The organism is Vibrio cyclitrophicus (genome assembly GCA_023206055.1).
GTDB classification, from domain to species: Bacteria; Pseudomonadota; Gammaproteobacteria; order Enterobacterales; family Vibrionaceae; genus Vibrio; species Vibrio cyclitrophicus_A.
Genome location: CP065366.1, coordinates 1,249,113 through 1,267,866, shown reverse-complemented (window position 1 = coordinate 1,267,866; position 18,754 = coordinate 1,249,113). Strand labels below are relative to the sequence as shown.

At 44.4% G+C, this 18,754-nt stretch carries 16 protein-coding genes and 2 pseudogenes; 9 read left to right on the top strand and 9 right to left on the bottom strand.

Features of this window, described 5'->3' with window-relative positions:
* Positions 1–54: 54 nt before the first annotated feature.
* On the top strand, positions 55–1,647 hold the full coding sequence (ahpF, locus tag ITG09_05670; protein UPR53111.1) for an alkyl hydroperoxide reductase subunit F: 1,593 nt from the start codon (positions 55–57) through the stop codon (positions 1,645–1,647).
* A 141-nt stretch (positions 1,648–1,788) separates the two neighbouring features.
* On the opposite strand, the pseudogene ITG09_05665 reads toward ahpF, so the two are convergent.
* Positions 1,789–2,395 (bottom strand): annotated as a pseudogene (locus ITG09_05665) (LysE family translocator).
* Between the two features lie 122 nt (positions 2,396–2,517).
* Between ITG09_05665 and ITG09_05660 the strand changes: the two are divergent.
* A complete protein-coding gene (locus ITG09_05660; GenBank protein ID UPR53110.1) occupies positions 2,518–3,003 on the top strand; it encodes an Lrp/AsnC family transcriptional regulator in 486 nt (161 codons plus the stop codon).
* Positions 3,004–3,116: 113 nt separating this feature from the next.
* On the opposite strand, the gene ITG09_05655 is transcribed toward ITG09_05660, so the two are convergent.
* Together ITG09_05655 and ITG09_05650 are read right to left on the bottom strand one after the other, a co-directional pair.
* On the bottom strand, positions 3,117–4,487 hold the full coding sequence (locus ITG09_05655) for an L-serine ammonia-lyase (GenBank protein UPR53109.1): 1,371 nt from the start codon (positions 4,485–4,487) through the stop codon (positions 3,117–3,119).
* A 26-nt stretch (positions 4,488–4,513) separates the two neighbouring features.
* Positions 4,514–6,055 carry a sodium/solute symporter gene (locus tag ITG09_05650; GenBank protein ID UPR53108.1) on the bottom strand — a complete coding sequence of 514 codons (1,542 nt, stop codon included), beginning with the start codon at positions 6,053–6,055 and terminating at the stop codon, positions 4,514–4,516.
* A 348-nt stretch (positions 6,056–6,403) separates the two neighbouring features.
* On the opposite strand from ITG09_05650, the gene ITG09_05645 reads away from it, so the two are divergent.
* The 4 genes from ITG09_05645 to ITG09_05630 all read left to right on the top strand — a co-directional run bounded on the left by ITG09_05645 (position 6,404) and on the right by ITG09_05630 (position 11,406).
* The gene (locus ITG09_05645) at positions 6,404–7,708 is read left to right on the top strand and encodes an MFS transporter (GenBank protein ID UPR53107.1); all 1,305 of its coding nucleotides are present in this window, start codon (positions 6,404–6,406) and stop codon (positions 7,706–7,708) included.
* A 125-nt stretch (positions 7,709–7,833) separates the two neighbouring features.
* Positions 7,834–8,850, top strand: coding sequence for a nuclear transport factor 2 family protein (locus tag ITG09_05640; protein ID UPR53106.1), 1,017 nt, complete (start codon positions 7,834–7,836; stop codon positions 8,848–8,850).
* A gap of 248 nt (positions 8,851–9,098) precedes the next feature.
* Positions 9,099–10,184 (top strand): porin, encoded by a 1,086-nt coding sequence (locus ITG09_05635; protein ID UPR53105.1) that lies wholly within the window; start codon positions 9,099–9,101, stop codon positions 10,182–10,184.
* 196 nt (positions 10,185–10,380) lie between these two features.
* Complete coding sequence (locus ITG09_05630) at positions 10,381–11,406, top strand: LacI family DNA-binding transcriptional regulator (GenBank protein ID UPR53104.1); 1,026 nt, start codon at positions 10,381–10,383, stop codon at positions 11,404–11,406.
* 68 nt (positions 11,407–11,474) lie between these two features.
* On the opposite strand, the gene ITG09_05625 is transcribed toward ITG09_05630, so the two are convergent.
* Positions 11,475–12,977: an arylsulfatase gene (locus ITG09_05625; GenBank protein UPR53103.1), complete on the bottom strand. Its 1,503-nt coding sequence runs from the start codon at positions 12,975–12,977 to the stop codon at positions 11,475–11,477.
* 9 nt (positions 12,978–12,986) lie between these two features.
* Positions 12,987–13,376 (bottom strand): DUF4345 domain-containing protein, encoded by a 390-nt coding sequence (locus tag ITG09_05620; protein UPR53102.1) that lies wholly within the window; start codon positions 13,374–13,376, stop codon positions 12,987–12,989.
* A gap of 137 nt (positions 13,377–13,513) precedes the next feature.
* Here ITG09_05620 and ITG09_05615 point away from each other — a divergent pair, with 137 nt between their 5' ends.
* Positions 13,514–14,284, top strand: coding sequence for a hypothetical protein (locus tag ITG09_05615; protein ID UPR53101.1), 771 nt, complete (start codon positions 13,514–13,516; stop codon positions 14,282–14,284).
* A gap of 522 nt (positions 14,285–14,806) precedes the next feature.
* Here ITG09_05615 and ITG09_05610 read toward each other — a convergent pair.
* The 3 genes from ITG09_05610 to ITG09_05600 form a co-directional block, all read right to left on the bottom strand.
* The gene (locus tag ITG09_05610) at positions 14,807–15,211 is read right to left on the bottom strand and encodes a globin (GenBank protein UPR53100.1); all 405 of its coding nucleotides are present in this window, start codon (positions 15,209–15,211) and stop codon (positions 14,807–14,809) included.
* 153 nt (positions 15,212–15,364) lie between these two features.
* Positions 15,365–15,745, bottom strand: coding sequence for a VOC family protein (locus tag ITG09_05605; protein ID UPR53099.1), 381 nt, complete (start codon positions 15,743–15,745; stop codon positions 15,365–15,367).
* 76 nt (positions 15,746–15,821) lie between these two features.
* Positions 15,822–16,706, bottom strand: a complete 885-nt coding sequence (locus ITG09_05600; protein UPR53098.1) for a LysR family transcriptional regulator — start codon at positions 16,704–16,706, stop codon at positions 15,822–15,824.
* A 192-nt stretch (positions 16,707–16,898) separates the two neighbouring features.
* Here ITG09_05600 and ITG09_05595 point away from each other — a divergent pair.
* A pseudogene (locus ITG09_05595) lies at positions 16,899–17,387 on the top strand (6-phospho-beta-glucosidase).
* Between the two features lie 76 nt (positions 17,388–17,463).
* On the top strand, positions 17,464–18,246 hold the full coding sequence (locus ITG09_05590; protein UPR53097.1) for a carbohydrate deacetylase: 783 nt from the start codon (positions 17,464–17,466) through the stop codon (positions 18,244–18,246).
* Between the two features lie 52 nt (positions 18,247–18,298).
* Here ITG09_05590 and soxR read toward each other — a convergent pair whose 3' ends face one another.
* Entirely contained in the window at positions 18,299–18,739 is a 441-nt protein-coding gene (gene soxR / locus ITG09_05585; GenBank protein ID UPR53096.1) for a redox-sensitive transcriptional activator SoxR, read from the bottom strand.
* Positions 18,740–18,754 lie beyond the last annotated feature (15 nt).

Below are 18,754 nucleotides of genomic sequence, written 5' to 3'. Positions count from 1 at the left end.
AGCAAGAAGGTATTGGTCAATACCAAGACACAGAATTTAAGAGCAGGCACGATTATGTTAGATCAAGCAATGAAGCAGCAGCTAAAAGCATACCTAGAAAACCTAAAAACCAATGTTCAGTTAGTGCTGAGCCTTGATGACAGCGATACCGCAAACAAACTTCAAGACCTAGCGAATGATATCGCTTCTCTCACAGACAAAATTGAAGTGACTCGAGATGACAGCGCAAGCACTCGCAGCCCTATCATGCAGGTCGTGAACCAAGAGAAAGGCACTGCCATCGGTTTCGCGGGTTTACCTATGGGTCACGAGTTCACCTCTCTGGTACTGGCACTGCTTCACAGTGGTGGTCACCCTATCAAGCTTGAAGCTGACGTAATCGAGCAAATTAAAGAACTCGATCAAGAGCTTAATGTAGAGATTTTTATCTCACTATCCTGCCAAAACTGTCCAGAAGTGGTTCAGGCGTTCAACATGATGTCGGCGATTAACCCTCTGGTTAAGACAACGATGATTGATGGCGCAGCATTCCAAGAGGAAGTGAAGTCTCGCGACATCATGGCTGTGCCAAGCGTATTCATTAACGGTGAACTATTTGGTCAAGGCCGTATGTCATTGGCTGAGATCCTTAACAAAGTTGATTCAGGCGCAGCGGAAAAGAAAGCGGCAAACCTAAACCAACAAGCACCGTTTGATGTATTGGTGGTAGGTGGTGGCCCAGCTGGTTCTTCAGCGGCTATCTACGCAGCACGTAAAGGCATTCGCACTGGTGTGGTTGCTGACCGATTCGGTGGCCAAGTAATGGATACCATGGCAATTGAGAACTTTATCTCAGTGAAAACAACAACGGGTCCTAAGCTAGTGGCTAGCCTAGAAGAGCACGTAAAAGAGTACGGTGTTGAGGTAATGACTGAGCAGCGCGCTGCCAACATCATTGCTGCAGAAGACACTGAAGATGGTTACATCCACGTTGAGCTAGAGAGCGGCGCAACACTACGATCTCGCACGGTTATCACAAGTACGGGTGCTCGCTGGCGTGAAATGAACGTTCCGGGTGAGCAAGAGTACCGCAACAAAGGCGTAGCTTACTGCCCACACTGTGACGGTCCTTTATTCAAAGGTAAGAAAACAGCGGTTATCGGTGGTGGTAACTCAGGCATTGAAGCGGCGATTGATTTAGCGGGTATCGTTGAACACGTAACCGTACTTGAATTTGCAGACACACTGCGCGCTGACCAAGTGCTTATCGACAAAGCAAACGCAACACCAAACATCGAAATCATCAAGATGGCACAAACCACACAAGTGTTGGGTGATGGCAACCGCGTAACCGGTCTGGAATACAAAGACCGCAACACCGATGAACTAAAACAGATCGAACTAGCGGGTATTTTTGTTCAAATCGGCCTAATGCCAAATAGCGAATGGTTGAAGGGTTCGAAAGTTGAGCTTTCACCACGCGGTGAGATTGAGATTAACGCTCATGGTGCAACATCAATGAAAGGTGTATTTGCAGCGGGTGACGTCACAACCGTACCTTACAAACAGATCATCATTGCAATGGGTGAGGGTGCGAAAGCAAGCTTAGGTGCATTTGACCACCTAATCCGTAACTCAGCTCCAGTTAAAGAGGCTGAAACCGCTTAATCTTTTAAGCAAACATTCCTTAAAACGTTCTTGTTAACTTACGAGTTATTAGTAACTTACTAATTATTGTTAACCACTTAGTCGATTTTTAGACACCACTCCTATGGATTTAGGAGTGGTTTTTTTATTTGTAGCGACGCTTTATGCTGGTTGATAAAGCATAAAGGCAACCACCAGTGCGAGGCTTCCGCCCAAACAACGGTTTACCACCATCATCTGTTTTGGTGATTGCAGCAACTTTTTAAGCATGGTGCCGCAATACGCCCACACCAACATGCAGGGTACGCCCGTGATCACCATACCAGCAATAATGGTCACCACTTGAATCAGATAGTCTGCGTTCGGAGTGATGAACTGCGAAAACACAGTTAACGAAGCAATCCAACCTTTAGGGTTTAACACCTGCACCAGCACACCAGACATAAAACCAGAACGATTGTCGGTCGTGCTTTCTTCGATTTGCATATTCGCAATCGACCACGCCATGAACAGCAAATAAGCTGCGCCCGCGTATTTCAAAATGTTGTATAGCTCAGGGTAAAGGGTAAAGGGTAAACAGGCTCACCAAACCGACGCTAGAACCCGCTAGTACGATGATGATGCCAACAGCGTTCCCAGAGATAAAAGGTAAAGTCGCACCAAATCCATAGCGACTTGAAATCCCAAGTAATGCGATATTCCCTGCCCCAGGTGTAATTGCAATGGATGTTGAAAATAACAAGAACGCCAGCATTAATTGAGAGCTCATTTCCTCTCACTCCTAATAAGTAAAGTATTGATAGGGAGAGAGTTTACAGATTCGACTAGGAATTAAATTGCTATATAGGCTAATATTAACCCAAATTTGAGCAAGATTTTTCTATAAAAGCCATGAAACAGAAAGAATCCACCAAAGAAGTATTAGATGACACAGATATTGCCATCTTAGGACATATCCAACAAGACGGTCGCATGAGCAACAGTAAGCTCGCTGAAAAGGTTAACCTCAGCGAAACCCCATGCTGGCGCCGTTGGAAACGCATGGAAGAGACAGGCTATATCGATGGTTACGCCGCCAAACTCAACCGCAAGAAGTTAGGTTTGCACGTAGCAGGCTTTACCTTAGTGACTCTAGGCAACCACGAGGTTGAAAACACAGAACCATTCGAAGAGTTTGTCGCGGTAACCGATTGGATTCCGATGTGCCACTGTATCGCAGGCGGCGCCGACTACATGGTGCAAGTGTTAGCAAAAGATTTGGAAGAGTACTTTGAGCGTATTAGCTCGATTCGACGAGTGAAAGGCGTGAGTGCGATTCAATCCAACATATCAGTGAAAGAACTGAAAAACAGCTATCAACTTCCTCTTGAGGATTAACTCACTTCTCCTGACAGCCCTTTTCTTTCAGCAAAACAAAAAGCCCAGCTCCCTAGGTTTCTAAAACTCAGGGGCTGGGCTTTGTTTGAAACGAATATCGTTATTTACGCTTTCTATTCACAAGGGTGAGCTAAATGAATCAGCGCCAAGCCGCCAAGAGACGTTTCACGATACTTCTTGTTCATGTCTTTACCCGTTTGGTACATGGTCGCGATAACTTTATCCAACGAGATCAAAGATTTACTATTGCGTTTCAATGCCATGCGAGATGCATTAATCGCCTTCATCGCCCCCATCGCATTTCGTTCAATACACGGTACTTGTACTAAGCCACCAATCGGATCACACGTCATACCGAGTGAATGTTCCATCGCGATTTCCGCTGCAATGCAAATCTGCTCATTACTGCCACCGCGTAATGCAGTCAAACCCGCAGCCGCCATAGAAGAAGACACACCTACTTCACCTTGGCACCCTACTTCGGCACCTGAAATCGAAGCGTTGGTTTTGTACAAAATACCAATCGCACCCGATACCGCTAAGAAATCTTTTAACTGCTTGGTATCGAGCTCTTTGATAAAGCGATGGTAATACATCAACACAGCTGGAATAACGCCCGCGGCACCATTGGTTGGTGACGTCACCACTTGGCCACCAGCCGCGTTTTCTTCACTCACCGCAAAGGCAAACAAGTTAATCCAATCCATGATTTCCATTGGATCGTTTTCAACGGCCGCATTCGCTTCTAACTTTTTCAATAGGTTTGGCGCACGGCGAGTGACGTTCAAACCGCCATCAAGAATACCTTCAGTTTCAAAGCCACGTTCCATACAACGCGACATCACGCGCCAGATCTGGTCTGCCTTTTCTGCAATAGCATCAGAATCTTGGAAGGCCGACTCATTTTTCAGAATCATTCCACCTAGGCTCATGCCGTTGTCTCCAGCTTGTTTCAGCATTTCATCGGCGTTCTTAAAAGGATAAGTCACCTCTACCGATTCAGTTTTAGTACCGTTTTGCAGCTCATCCGCGGTTGCAATAAAACCACCGCCAATCGAATAATAAGTTTCATCGACAATCACGTTGCCACTCTGATCAAACGCAGTAATCATCATGCCATTTTCATGCAGAGGCAGATTGTCTTCGTGGAACAACATGTCGGTTTCGTAGTTGAAGGCAATCTGCTTAGTGCCCGCTAAATCCATCTCACCACTATCTACGGCATGACGCATTGCTTGGTTTGCGGTGGTGATTTTGATGGTGTCTGGCTTATTGCCAAGTAGCCCCAATATTGTTGCTCTGTCGGTGTGGTGACCTATGCCAGTCAATGACAAAGAACCATATAAATCCACCTGAACACGCGTCACTTCTGCGATTCTATCAGCGATTAACTGTGTGAAATGAAAACCCGCAATCATTGGGCCGTTGGTGTGAGAGCTCGATGGCCCCACACCAATTTTGTAGATATCAAAGATCGATAACATAGATATACCAGTAAAAAATCGGTCAATTAAGAAAGAGCGGCATAAAGCCAATCAGGGATAACAGTACAAGCAGCAATCGTCACAACAGCGAACACCAACAAGCCGTAATGACTCGCGGTAGGCTTTGCAAACAAATGCTTCTGCTTGGCTATAAATTCATTCTGTTGCTCGGTTACCTCTCCCCAGAAGCGGCTTACAACAACGCCTAACACCAAAAAAACCACAGTGCCAATCAAGGCAAACCAAGGCCAAGAGATACCACTGTATTTAGCAATAAACACCACAACCACGCTGCCAACACTGCCTGCAATCACCCCTTTCTCATTTGCCTTTTTAAAGAACAAACCAAGGATGAAAGAGCCAAGGCGAATACCAACAAAAATTGAAGTCAGGCTGGCAATGGTTTTAAGTACAGATTCGTTAGAGACCGCCAGTAATGCAGGCACAACAACCGACGCTGCAGCAACAAGGCTCATTTTTCTAGCAACCGATTCATAGTGTGCGTCAGAGGCTTCCTTGCGGAAAAAGCGCTTATAGAAATCGAACGTTGCGACCGTAGCCATTGAGTTATAAGTGGAATCCAGTGTCGACATTGCCGCTGCCGAAAGTGCTGAGATAACCAAGCCAACAATGATTGGGTTAGTGTGGTTGAACACGAAATCGAGAATCACCTCGTTGCTGTTTTCAAAACTGCTGTCTTGATAAAAGACACTTAACAACACCCCCATCACAGCAAAGAATAGATAAACAAAGAACGCGCCATAGCCACAAAGCAACATCGACTTTTGCGCTGTTTTAACGCACTTAGTCGCCAATGTTCTCTGAATAATCAGCTGGTTAGTGCCATATACGCTCAGGTGTAAGAAGCTCACCGCCACTACGCCTGCCCACAATGTGGTGTCGACGCCCAAGTCAAAATCGAGATTGATAATATTCAAATGCTCAGGAGACAACACCTCGCCCGCATCGATTTTCATCAGCAATAAAACAAAGATCGCAATGCTGCCGATAATCAACACTGCTGACTGAAGCATGTCAGTCCAGATTACTGTCGAGATACCACCTGCATAGGTATACAAGGCGGTGAATAAACTAATGTAGATGATCGCCTCAGAGATACTCACTGGCAGCACTTGCACTAAGATCAGAGCAACAGCATACAAAATCACCCCTGCCGAAATACACTGAACCACAATGAACACAATGGAATTGATCGTTCGAGCAACAACGCCAAAGCGGTGCTCTAGGTATTCGTAAATCGAGGTTAGGCCGAGCTTGTAAAACACCGGAACAAAGAAAAGCACAGTGAAAAAGATCACTATTGGATAGTTTAAATGTACGCTCATCGCTTCCATACCTGAGCTATAAACCCAGCCTGGCATACCAACGAACGTCATTGCGCTGATGTAGGTTGCAAGAATCGACACACCTGCCGTAAACCAACCAAACTGTTTTCCACCAGTCGAAAAGTCGCCACCGACGCTATAGCGCCTATTAACTAAGTAGCTGATAAACAAAGTAGTTAGCACATAAAGAGCAATAACCACAAAACTTGAGTACGTAACCATTTTTAGATTCCGTTTATTGTATGTCGCAAATCATTCGCCGCCAATAGTACTCAAAAATGGATATTTTCCCTAAAAAACCCACAATAAGTGTGACTTTTATCACTAAGATAGACGATTAAACACTCAAACCACCCCACAAAGCACAAAAACGCTGTTAAATGAGATCAAGATCACTAAAACACACAAAATGGGTACGCACTCATTTTAAAATTGACTTTGATCACGGATCTAATAACCACAAAAATTCTATTATCTCTCCCGAAATGAAGACGGTGTGATGAAGCTAAATAATCAACACACAATAATTAAAACCAAAACCACCCTATATAAAATAAAGGTTTATCGGTCATGACCATTAAAAAACACATGAGCGAAGTTCCTATGATTCAAAGGGTAGCCGCATATCTAGCAATTCTAGTAGGTTACTTTTTTTATTGTTACAACTTCGTAATTATTGACTACGTACGCCCATACATTGTGGAGGAATATGCTGGTATTAGCCTTTCTGATACCGCTCAGTTCTACACTTGGCAGTCAGTTGGTGCTCTGATTGGTGCTCTAAGCTGTGCATGGTTCGCAACCAAGTTCGGCAAGAAGTCCACACTAGTAGCAATTACGGCATTAAACGGTGGTGCAACCATCATCAACATGATGTTTACCGACTACGCCACTTGGGCTGCAATGCGTTTCATCATTGGACTGTCTTTAGGTGGTTACTTCACTGTAGCTGTATCTTTGATGATTGGCCTATTTACACCAACGGTTCGCGGTAAGTTGACTGCTTTTGCTTCTTCAATGTTCTCTGTTGCTTTAGTGGCAATGGGCGCTTACGCAGCCTTCATTACAAGTGTTGATGCACCTTGGCAGAGCCTAATGTGGGTAGGTGGTATTCCGCCGCTTGTAGCAGCAGCGTTAATGATCTTTGTATTACCAAGCGACAAAACAGTGATCGCCTACGGTGAAGAAGATCAACAAACAACAACCAATGCAGCTGGGGAAGTAACCGAAGCTAAAAAAGGTTCTTGGGGTGAGATGTTAAGCAAGCCTTACCGCAAAATTACGATTACTTGTTTACTTCTTTCTGGTCTTAACTTCTACGGATTTCAATTCTTCGGTGGCTTTGTAACTACCTACCTGAAAGATGTTCGTATGTTTGATGGTGCAACCATCGGTTTGATCTTCTCTATCTCAGCATTTGGTTCACTCTTCGGTGCTTGGTTCTGGGGATGGGCAGCAGATAAGTACGGTCGTAAGATCAATGCGTTCGGTTTCATCCTCGCAGGTATCATGGTTTCTATCTTCTTTGTCGCACCTGGTGACATGATGATTGGCGGCCTAAACATGCTGGCTCTTCTAGGTCTTATCTACAACTTCGGCCTGTCTGCTTCTGCAGTATGGGGCGGTTACTTCTCTGAATTGTTCCCAGCACGCTTGCGTAGCTATGGTGCAGCTTTATTCCATGGCGGTCGTATTATCGGCATGTGGGCACCAATGGTTCTTATCTTCATCCAAGAGCGTACCGACCTACAAACAGCAATGTGGGGCTCACCAATCGTATGGATTATCGCAGGCCTACTATGGCTAACACTGCCTGAAACTCTTAAAGGTGGCGTCTTCGATAAGAGCAAAAAAGCTGAAGCAGCAAAAGCTTAATTCGACACTCATACGCTGAAGTTCAAATACGAAAAATTTAAAGCCGGCTGATAAGTCAGCCGGTAACAAAATCCAAATCGAGTCCTGTTCCGAATGTTGACTCGACAACACAAAGAGAAATTATTATGTCTAAATATCAAGAAGCTAAACGCATTGTTCGTGAATACTTCGATGCAATGGAAAACGCAACTCACGAGAACGTTGCTGAAGTTTTAAAAGCACACACTTCTGAAGACTACTTGTGGCGCGGCGTTTACCCATTCCGTGAGCAAGAAGGCGCTCAAGCGGCAGCTGACGTTTTCTGGGCGCCAATGATGAAGTCAATGACTCGCATGCAGCGTCGTCAAGACATCTTCATCGGTGGTAACAACGAAGTTAACCCAGATGAGATTTGGGTAATGAGCATGGGTCACTTCATGGGTCTATTCGACGCTGAGTACCTAGGCATGCGCCCTACTGGCAAGATCATGAACGTTCGCTACGCAGAATTTAACTGTGTTGTTGGCGGAAAAATCACAAAGACCGGCCTGTTCCTAGATCTACTTGGCATGATGGATCAAGCGGGTTGTTACCCACTTCCACCATCAACTGGTAAGCACTTCGTTTACCCTGGTCCACGTAACCACGATGGTCTGCTATTCGAAGACGCGGCTCCTGAAGAAGGCGTTGCAACACTAGCACTAGTAAACAAAATGGTTGATGACCTGTCTGCTCTTAACGACAGCGGCGCGATGGGCTGCCCACCAGAAGTGCTAGCGAAGAGCTGGTCAAAAGACATGATTTGGTACGGCCCATGTGGTATCGGCGCGTCTTACACGATTCCTCGCTACCAACAACAGCACCAACTTCCTTTCCGTAACAACCTGAAAGACAAGAAGTTTAACGGCCACGTTTGTCGTTTCGCTGAAGGCAACTTCTCTTGCTTCTTCGGTTGGCCAAACCTATCAAACACACCAACAGGTGGCTTCCTAGGTATGACTGGCGGTGAAGTACGTGCAAACATGCAAGTAGTTGACGTTTACTACCGTGACGGTGACAAACTGTCTGAGAACTGGGTTCTTATCGACCTTCCTTACTGGCTACAACAGCAAGGTCTAGATGTGTTCGAACGCACTTCAAGCATCATGAACCCAACGCTGTAATCGATACGCTTTAATCCAAAAGATTGAAACGAAATAGTGGCAACCTAAATAGACATCTGATTTAGGTTGCCACGCTTACTGAGGGACCCTTCTCGCTCCCAGTAAGTGCTCCAACCAATTCATTATTGCTCCACTAATAACTGAATCTACTAGTGCCTCATGGATGGGGTACACCCTGCCAAACCATTACCAATATAACGGGCTTGAAAGCACGGTGGCTTTCTACGGCCTGAATAAAGAGAATTACAATGAAAAAGTCGATTCTTTCAGCAGTGATCCTAACAGCACTTACCTCGGGTTCTGCTTTTGCTGCACATACTTTCACCAATGATGCGGGCGATAGCCTTACTTTAGACGGTCGTTTCGACGTTCGTTACCAAGATAAGGGCGGCGACCATAACGGTGAGTGGAACAGCGGTAGCTCTCGTTTCGGCCTTAAAGGTCAAATGGGACTCGATAACGGCTGGACTGGCTTTGGCCATGCTGAATGGGGTTACAACTCAGGTGCTAGCGGCGACAATATTTACGACCGACTTCTATACGCAGGCGTAGAGCACGACAAATACGGCAAGATTGCTGCTGGTACTAAGCAGTGGTCTACTTTCTATGACGTCGCATGGTACACCGACTTAGGTCGTGTCTTCGGTACTCGCGGCTCAGGTGTTTACAACCTTTCTGACTGGGGTATTGCTTCTGGTACAGGCCGCGCGGAAAACTCCATTACTTACCGTAACTCAATCAACGACCAAGTAAGCTACGGCTTCACTTACCAAACGACACGTGAAGAAGTTGCACTAGCGAGTAATGCGACAGCTTCATTGAAAAACGGTATGGGTGCGTCGATCACTTACAAACCGGTTGATGGTGTAACTCTTGGTGCTGCTTATCACCAAAATGAAATTGCAGACCTAGACGCAGGTGTGGTTGGTGTAGAAAACGGCGACAACATGCGTATCATGCTGTTGGGCGCAAACTACAGCAACGGCGGTTTCTACGCAGGTGCTACTTTCCATGTTGGCGAAAACTGGGAAGCAACGAGCCAAGGCGGTACGGATGTGATGCTCGATACCCTAGGTGGTGAAATCTACACGTACTACCATTTCGAAAACGGCCTACGCCCTACGTTGAACTACAACTACATGGAAGATCGTGATAACGAGACAGATGGCTATGAGCGTAACTTGCTTATCCCTGGTGTTGAATACCACTTCCAGAAGAACAAATTCCTAGTTTGGACCGAGTACCAATTCGACCTAGGTAAAGATCAGTTTGTTGGTAACAAATTCGAAAACCGTGATGACCAGTTCGCGGCAGGTATTCGTTACTACTTCTAACGCCCAGTTAATCGAGTCATAAATTCGCTAAACAAAGCTCTGCTATTAATGCAGAGCTTTTTGGGTCGTACCCAGAATAATATCCAACATTCTCTATTACCCCTTATTTTCATCCCATCATGGCATATTGTATTTTTGAGTACGTACCTAATTATGTTACTCTATGCACAATCAATTTGGTTCAAAAGTATGGTCTATGAACTCTCCAAAACACTCCACTGCGTCAAAGCCAACCGTCACATCTAAAGATGTCGCTAAACTTGCTGGCGTTTCTCAATCAACTGTATCTCGCGTATTTGTACCGGGCAGTTCGGTGTCTGAAAAGACCAAGCAAAAAGTGTTCGATGCAGCAAAATCGTTGAATTATCGTCCCAATGCCTTTGCCCGCAGTCTAACGACAAATGAGTCCAAATTGATTGGCTTAGTTTTCCCAGATGCTGACTACCCTATTCACATGAAAACACTGCAGCTTATCTCCACTGAACTACAAAAACAGGGGTATTCTGCGGTGTTGATCCCTTGGCAAGTTGATGGCAACGATAACCACTCAATTCCCAATATCTTCCAATACCGAGTTGATGGAGTAATTGCAGCTTCTGCGACCTTTAATAAATCGCTTTATGAAGAGTGTGAAGAGTTTGACATCCCTATCGTTCAGTTCGCACGTGTTGTTGAAGGGACGAAGAGTAGCCATGTTGTGAGCGACAACTATGCTGCTGGCCAAGTTGCTGCTCAGCATTTGCATAGCGTTGGTACTAAATCAGCGGTTTACCTAACAGGCAACGTACCGACTTACACCAACGGCGAGCGTGAAGCAGGGTTCTGCTCAGAATTTGAAGAACTTACCGGTGAACAAGCTCGTGTTATTGAAGCCGACTATGACTATCTTGATTCGCTAGAAACTATTCGTACTCTGTTTTCAGAACCTACGTCGCCTCAAGCTATTTTCTGCGCGACAGATAACCTAGCGATGGCCGTCATGGATGTGGCACGCTTAGAATTCAATCTGCGTATTCCTGAAGATCTTCAAGTGATTGGTTTTGATGATATTCCACAAACTCAGTGGTTGAACTACCAATTGACCACCTTCAAGCAAGATTTCAGACGCCTTGCCCGTGAATCAGTGAAAATTGTCGTTAGCCAGATTCAAGAGCAAGACACTAGCTTGATTAAGCTGATGGTGCCAGTGAAATTCATCGAACGAAAAACGACGCTAAAATAGAACCCACGTTAAAACACATTTCAATAAAAATCCCGCTCACACAGAGCGGGATTTTTATTGATATTTAACTAGTTACCCACGCCACCTACTTTCTCTGCTGGTGTTTCAGGTGTTACTGGAGGCCATTCTTGGAATGTCGCTAGATGTTGTTGGATAGCAGCTTGAGCAGGACCAAATGCCCACATTTTTTCGCCCATCCACTTCAAGTACATACCTGACTCTTCTGCCGCTCTTTCATAAGGGTCACGACGTAGATTGAAGAGTAACGGCGCATTCAATTCATCTTTCGGACCACCCCATCCACGGTTTTGCACAATAAAGTGAGCTTTCCAATCACCTACGCGAACAGCTTGTAGCTTATCTCGTTCATAATAGTAAATTTCATTACGATTAGATTCGCCTTTTTCCGTCAGCATGTCGACTTGATTGTAACCATCGAGGTGCGCTTTAAAGCCATCGTGGCCTTTAAGCATTTTTTCTTTTAAATCTGTTGGACCACCTGCGGCTGCAACCAAGGTTGGTAGCCAATCCATACCATCAAAGATACCATTACCGACACTACCCGCAGGGATTTTACCCGGCCAGCTAACCAGTGCAGGGGCTCTTACGCCACCTTCCCAAGTTGTGCCTTTTTCACCATGGAATGGTGTCATACCACCGTCTGGCCATGTCATAATTTCAGGGCCGTTGTCGGACGTGAAAATAATAATAGTATTATCAGCGATGCCAAGTTCGTCTATTTTCGCCAACATTTCACCGACATGATCATCCAGATCTTTCATCACGACTTCTTGAAGCCCCCAACCATTTTGGCCAAGCATCGCTTCGTATTCAGGAGAAAGGTGCGTCCATACATGACCTCGTGATGGACAGTACCAAGTAAAAAATGGCTTCTCCGCTTCTACGGCTCGTTCAATGAAGTTGATCGCATGTTTGTTTACTTCATCATCCAATGTCCTCATACGCTCGATATTAAGCGCACCGTCATCTTCAATGCTTTGCCCACCTTTGCCATCAGATTTAGAGTAAATCACGTTTCGAGGAGCAAATGCATCTAACGATCCATCTTTTGGCCAGTCTGGATCTTCAGTATATTCCATGGCATTCAAGTGATATAACCAACCCCAATATTCGTCAAAACCATGCATCGTTGGAAGATATTCATCTCTGTCACCCAAATGATTTTTGCCAAATTGACCTGTCACATAACCCATGGTTTTTAATACCTCGGGAAGTGTTGGTGTATCAGTGCTTAAACCCACAGGGCCACCCGGCAGTCCAACCGTATGCATTCCGGTTCTAACTGGTAATTGCCCGGTTAAGAAAGCAGAGCGACCGGCGGTACAAGATGGCTGCGCATAGTAGTCTGTCAGAAGCATTCCCTTCTCAGCAATACTATCAATGTTTGGTGTTTGGCTACTCATCACGCCATTGTGATAAGCGCTCAGGTTTGAGATCCCAATATCATCGGTGAAAATGACGAAGATATTAGGTTGTTCTTGTGCCGACCATGCCGATAGCGAAAAGCTACTCAACACGCTCAAGGTAAGAAGGTGAAAAATCCCTTTCATAGAATGTCCTTATACTGTTTCAGATTGTTCTTTGTGAATCATTTTTATTCCGACCAAACCAAAGCCAAGCTCCAAGATTAAATAGACAAAAAGCAGCCAGTGCGGCATGCCATCTAATACTAAGCTGATGACTCGGCCTGCAGCCAAACCCAACATAAAAACCACCAAACTATAAAGCGCTGGCAGTCGATATTTTTTTATCAATGCGCCACTAACCCAAAACAGAGCGAGTGCCAAATACAGCCCCATCATTGCTCGAAAAATATGAGTCACGTTGACAGAACTAGCATCGATTCCGAAAAGGTAATTCATAGAAATAACCGGCTCGTAGCCGTAAGACAACGCAATAGGCGTTAAGCCTAAGACTGCGGCGAACAAGAAAACACTTTGCAGCTTCATATTCCAACTCTTTAAATTTGGCTCTTTTTAAAAAACATAGTCTACAATCAGCAATATACAAGTTGCATATCTATAGAATGACTAATTAATACATACATTTATAGTGTGGACCCTTCAAACCGGATAAGGATATCAATATGGCTAAATGGCATTATTTAATCGCATCAGTGTTGGCTGCGAGTTCAACCGTAAATGCACAAGAGGTAAGTTCACAATCGGACGCGAAAAAATGGCAACACAGCATAGAAATTTATGCGCTTGCTTTGAATATTCGTGGTGATACAACAATTGGTGATATTTCTAGCGATGTTGATGTCGACCCGGCATTCATCATGGACCATATAGACATGGGTGCGATGCTGCGCCTAGAGGGTATTTACGATAATCAATGGGGCTACTATTTAGACTACAGCTACATGAAATTGAGTGGTAAAACTGACTCTGTCTTAGACATCAACAAAAATATTCTTAAAGGCAACCTCGACATCAGACAAGGCGTTTTAGAAGCAAAAGGGTTTAAACGCTATCAATACGATATTGGCACCATAGACTACATGATTGGGCTACGTTGGTGGGATAATGACATTGATGCCAAGCTTTACACTTCAGCTGGCGGCTTAAATAAAAGCAAATCTTTGAATGAAGATTGGATCGATTACCTGGTCGGTGTCCGCTGGACCAAAGAACTCAGTAAAGATTGGACAGTGCACACCAGTCTAGATATCGGCCTTGGTGCTGACACCGATTTTACTAGCTCCATATTAACCGGCGCTCGCTATCAAATTAACGACTGGTCGAATTTAAATCTGGCGTATAAATCCACTTGGGTTGATTACGAAAACAAAGGTACCTTTGAATACGATACAGCTTCACAAGGCTTCCTTGTTGGGTGGGCTGCTCACTTTTAAAACACTTATCACACAGTGATAGAACACTATTGAAGTCGCATTTGATTTAAAGAATTTAATTTAGATTAAAGTGTGTATTCCAACGGTACTAAGCTCTAGCGATGGATCAATTGCTAGAGCTTAAAGCCAATGCAATGAAAACGAGCAAAGCAACCAAAAAACCATTAATAATCAACTACTAGATATCATTATCAAAACATTCAACACATCTAAAAAAATCTAATATTTAGACTCTAATAACAAAGCCGTCCTCTTAACCTTTTTAATCTTTCTTTAATCCTTCACATCTTATTTGAACAGTGTTTTTTATTTTAAATAATGTCGCTAGAATCCTCTCCCGAAATTTACGAACCTTAGAGAATAAAATGAAAAAATTAGTCTTAGCGGCGCTTACGATTGCATCAGTTACGGGCATTACGTCAACTTCAGCGATTGCCCTGAATAAAAAAACATTTAGGGCAATGAATTAAAAGCCATCATTTAAAAATAAGATAAACCTCGTGTTGTTATGCGAAGCTTATCTTATTTTTCAACACACTCTTTTTTCATGATCGTTAGACCAGCATCCAGCGTTTCTGTCCAAGCTTGTTCAACTTGCTCGTTATAATGCGGATCGTATTGTTTGACCGTATTCAACAGTGAATGAAACCACTCGTTGAGCTCTTGTTCAGAGATGTCCATGCCGAGATCTTTGTGCTGTTTACCGAGCCTTTTTACGGAGTTTCGCACACTTGGCAGACCAGAAGAGTTGTAAATCAGGATGATAGAAGCTTTGAGCATCTTGGTTTGCTGCTCTAATCCTATCTTTTCAAAACGTTCTGAAAACCTTGGATTATGCTCGCAAAAATCTGCCAAAAACGTTTCTAGAAACTCTTGGTCAATCCGGCAGCGCTCAAAGCTTTCATAAAACAGTTCGTTCGGTTTCATCTAGCAAGTCCTTTGCAATAGTCAGCCAGTCTTTAAAATAACGGGTTAGTTCAGAGCATCATAAACTAACCCTGAACAATCAATATGCTTAATTATACGCCACTGTGGCATAAATTGAACTATGACATAAGTTGAACTGTGGCGTCAGGTAAACTATGGCATAAAGTGAGTTGCACAAATCTTGTTTCCATCAGGGTCTCGCAAGTAAGCCATATACAAGCGACGCTCATCAGAACCTCTCGCTCCGGGTCCGTTTTCAATGCTAGTACCACCATTTTCGACACCGATGCGATGCCATTCATCCACCATTTCTGGTGAACTTGCCAAGAATCCTATCGTCATACCATTACCGTGCGTCGCTGGTTGGCCATCAATCGGTTTGGTTAAACCCAATACACCCGTTTGGCTAACGTAAACACAGCGCCCTTTGGGATCCACAGAGCCTTCGCTATAACCAAGCACTTTCATGATTGGGTCATAAAAAGCCTGTGCGCGTTCAATATCTTCGGTACCGAGAAAAACATGACTGAACATAACTAACCTCTTCTTTTATTGAAAGAGCCACCTAAACTAGACCTATAATTCGTGTTTGTCTAGGCACGCTATTCGGTCACAACTGTTGCTTAACCCATTGAGTAAAAACCTGAAACTTAGTTCGTTGTTCCATGCCTTTAGGGCACACCAAATCATACCCTTTACCTGATTCAATGCTCATAAAAGGCGCGACTAATAAGCCTTGTTCAATCTGTGGTGTCATAAACTCTAACCGCCCCAATGCCAGCCCCATCGATAATATCGCCGCATCCATCGCTAAGCGGTTATCGCTGTAATAGTCACACTGAAGCGCGCAGTCGGTATCACTTTGAGCTTCATACAACCAACGTTGCCAAGCGGTAATATCGCCACTGTGGATGAAACGAACGTCATCCAAATTTTGTATGCCTTGGTTTAGTTTGAAGCGTTTCGCGTATTCAGGACTGCACACAGGGGTTCTTACTCCACTGAATAATCGCTCACTGTAATGGTTTGGGTAATGGCCTTCGCTATAGAAAATTGCCACGTCATAAGGTTCAAACTGGAAGTCTGACTGGTTCTGTTTGGTTTGCAGTTTGATGCTTAGATTCGGATACAAGCGTCTGAACTCTGGCAAGCGCGGCATTAACCACGAGGAAGCAAAATAAGGCGATGTCGCGATGTATAACTCCCCACTTAGCTCACCCGTTTGAATATCCATGAGTTCGGAAAAGATAGACTCAAACGACACGTTCAGCATGGATAACACGCGCTGACCTTCTGGCGTCAGTTCGAGCTTTCTTGTCTTGCGCACAAACAAGTTGAACTTCAATTGTTGTTCCAATTTTTTAATGCGATGGCTGACCCCTCCCTGCGTTAAGAAGAGCTCATCGGCGGCAAGCGTAAAACTTAGGTGCTTAGCTGCAACACTAAAGGTGTGCAGCAGTGACAGCGTTTGTTGGCGATTTTCGAATAGCCCCATGGATTAACCTCACTAATTCATAAGTCGTCATAACTGGTTTGTCGGTGTATGTAACCATCATATAAATTAAACCAAGTAATCTACAACATTAAATGGTGAACAGAATGCAACACAATCAAAAACTCAAAATAACAGTGATTGGTGGTGGTTCAGTTACACCCCAGAGCTCGTTGAAGGGCTACTCAAGCGCCAGTTGCAAAAGTTGAACGACAATTGCTCGAAATTTACAGAGACCCGATGCTGGATACCAAACCGAAATTATTGGAAGAACGAGGTGGTGCCCATTATTCTGAAGCAGCTTGTGAACTCATGAGCAGTATTCACAACAACAAGCGTTCTATCATGCACGTTAACACTCGTAATAATGGGGCGATTCAAGGGCTTCCTGATGACTGCGCGGTAGAAGTCAGCTCAGTTATTACTAACAGCGCGATCCTTCCATTGAATGTCGAACCTTTTGATAGCGATACGTTACGCCTAATCCAACAAATGAAAGAGTTTGAAACCTTAACAGTTAAGGCCGCAATGACGGGGGATATTGCATTAGCTAAACGCGCTTTGATCCTTAATCCTATTGTTGATAGCGGCTCACACATTGATGAGGCGTTATTAGAAACGATTCGAGACAACTTAGACTTCATGCCTGCGTTTGCTCATCGCTTAGCACAAAGTGAGCAATAACCTTATGTACATTAACTCAGTCGAAATTAAGTTAATTCAAGTTGTTCACAATCCATTTTAGTCACCAGAGGTCACGATGAAACTAATACTGAACGCCGATGATTTCGGCCTCACTGAAACGGTAAATCATGGCATTGTTGAATGCTTCAAAGCAGGTGTAGTGAAGTCAACCACCATCATGATGAATCAACCGGGTACACTGCACGCGATTGAACTTTATCATCAAGGTTTAGTCCCTGAAGTTGGCTTGCACTTTACAGTTACTGCAGGAAAACCCCTTAGCGCACCTGAATTAGTACCAAGTTTAGTTGATGACCAAGGTAATTTCTTAGACAAAGCGACCTTGTTCAACAAAGCCGACGTGGTCGAAGCCGAAGTTATGCTAGAACTTAACGCGCAATACCAAGCAGCTATCAATGCAGGTTTAAAGATCAACCATATCGATAGCCATCACTTTGGTGGTGTCTATAAGGCATTAAAAGCGGCATTTACTCGAATGGTAAACAGCATAGGCCTACCAGTAAGACGTATTGATAATATTCTGAGCGGGCAAGATTCTCTCTTAGTACCGACACCTAACGCTTTTGACATGCGCTTTTTTGATGACGGGGTCTCTCTTAACAACTTGCAAGATATTCTGTTGAGCTACCAAACTGCCATGCCTAACGGTACTGTCGAGTTGATGTGTCACCCATCATTGACCGCAAGTGAAGAGCTAAAATCGTTGTCTGGCTACAATGAAAAGAGAGTGGAAGAACACACGATCTTAACCAGCCCAACACTGAAACAATGGCTTGCAGATAACCACATCGAGTGCATAGGCTTCGATGATTTGAAACGGATAGAAACCAGAGCCTAAAGCTTAAGTCGAATAAGCTTAAGTCGAATAAACTTAGCTTGAAGCAGTAATGCTACTCAGCAATACGCTGAGCGCCCTGCCCCTGGTCATGCAAGATATCTTCAGGGTTTAATAGATGGCACTTTTGCATACTCAAACATCCGCAACCGATACAGCCGGTTAGGTTTTCTTGTAGCGATTTAATCTGCGCCATCTTGCTGTCGAGTTGCCCTTGCCACTTCTTTGCCACTCGCTCCCAGTCGCGCTTAGTCGCAGTCTGGTTCATAGGTAAGGTAGATAGCTCTTCGGTAATCTCTTCCAGCGTGAAACCTATCGACTGCGCGACTTGTATCAATGCTATTCTTCGCAGCATGGCTGATTGATAACGGCGTTGATTTCCGTTAGTACGAATCGAAGCAATCAACCCTTTGGTTTCATAAAAGCGCAATGCCGAAGGAGCCACACCGCTGCGCTCCGATAACTGCCCTATCGTCAAATATACGATGTTTCTCATTGTTACCCTGTCCAT

Excerpts from the sequence above, each read along its gene's own strand:
- ITG09_05620 (UPR53102.1), bottom strand. The coding sequence starts at position 13,376 with ATGAAGCTGCAAAGTGTTTTCTTGTTCGCCGCAGTCTTAGGCTTAACG.
- ahpF (UPR53111.1), top strand. The coding sequence starts at position 55 with ATGTTAGATCAAGCAATGAAGCAGCAGCTAAAAGCATACCTAGAAAAC.
- ITG09_05590 (UPR53097.1), top strand. The coding sequence starts at position 17,464 with ATGAAACTAATACTGAACGCCGATGATTTCGGCCTCACTGAAACGGTA.
- ITG09_05635 (UPR53105.1), top strand. The coding sequence starts at position 9,099 with ATGAAAAAGTCGATTCTTTCAGCAGTGATCCTAACAGCACTTACCTCG.
- ITG09_05655 (UPR53109.1), bottom strand. The coding sequence starts at position 4,487 with ATGTTATCGATCTTTGATATCTACAAAATTGGTGTGGGGCCATCGAGC.
- ITG09_05660 (UPR53110.1), top strand. The coding sequence starts at position 2,518 with ATGAAACAGAAAGAATCCACCAAAGAAGTATTAGATGACACAGATATT.
- ITG09_05605 (UPR53099.1), bottom strand. The coding sequence starts at position 15,745 with ATGTTCAGTCATGTTTTTCTCGGTACCGAAGATATTGAACGCGCACAG.
- ITG09_05645 (UPR53107.1), top strand. The coding sequence starts at position 6,404 with ATGACCATTAAAAAACACATGAGCGAAGTTCCTATGATTCAAAGGGTA.
- ITG09_05600 (UPR53098.1), bottom strand. The coding sequence starts at position 16,706 with ATGGGGCTATTCGAAAATCGCCAACAAACGCTGTCACTGCTGCACACC.
- soxR (UPR53096.1), bottom strand. The coding sequence starts at position 18,739 with ATGAGAAACATCGTATATTTGACGATAGGGCAGTTATCGGAGCGCAGC.
- ITG09_05630 (UPR53104.1), top strand. The coding sequence starts at position 10,381 with ATGAACTCTCCAAAACACTCCACTGCGTCAAAGCCAACCGTCACATCT.
- ITG09_05615 (UPR53101.1), top strand. The coding sequence starts at position 13,514 with ATGGCTAAATGGCATTATTTAATCGCATCAGTGTTGGCTGCGAGTTCA.
- ITG09_05610 (UPR53100.1), bottom strand. The coding sequence starts at position 15,211 with ATGAAACCGAACGAACTGTTTTATGAAAGCTTTGAGCGCTGCCGGATT.
- ITG09_05640 (UPR53106.1), top strand. The coding sequence starts at position 7,834 with ATGTCTAAATATCAAGAAGCTAAACGCATTGTTCGTGAATACTTCGAT.
- ITG09_05650 (UPR53108.1), bottom strand. The coding sequence starts at position 6,055 with ATGGTTACGTACTCAAGTTTTGTGGTTATTGCTCTTTATGTGCTAACT.
- ITG09_05625 (UPR53103.1), bottom strand. The coding sequence starts at position 12,977 with ATGAAAGGGATTTTTCACCTTCTTACCTTGAGCGTGTTGAGTAGCTTT.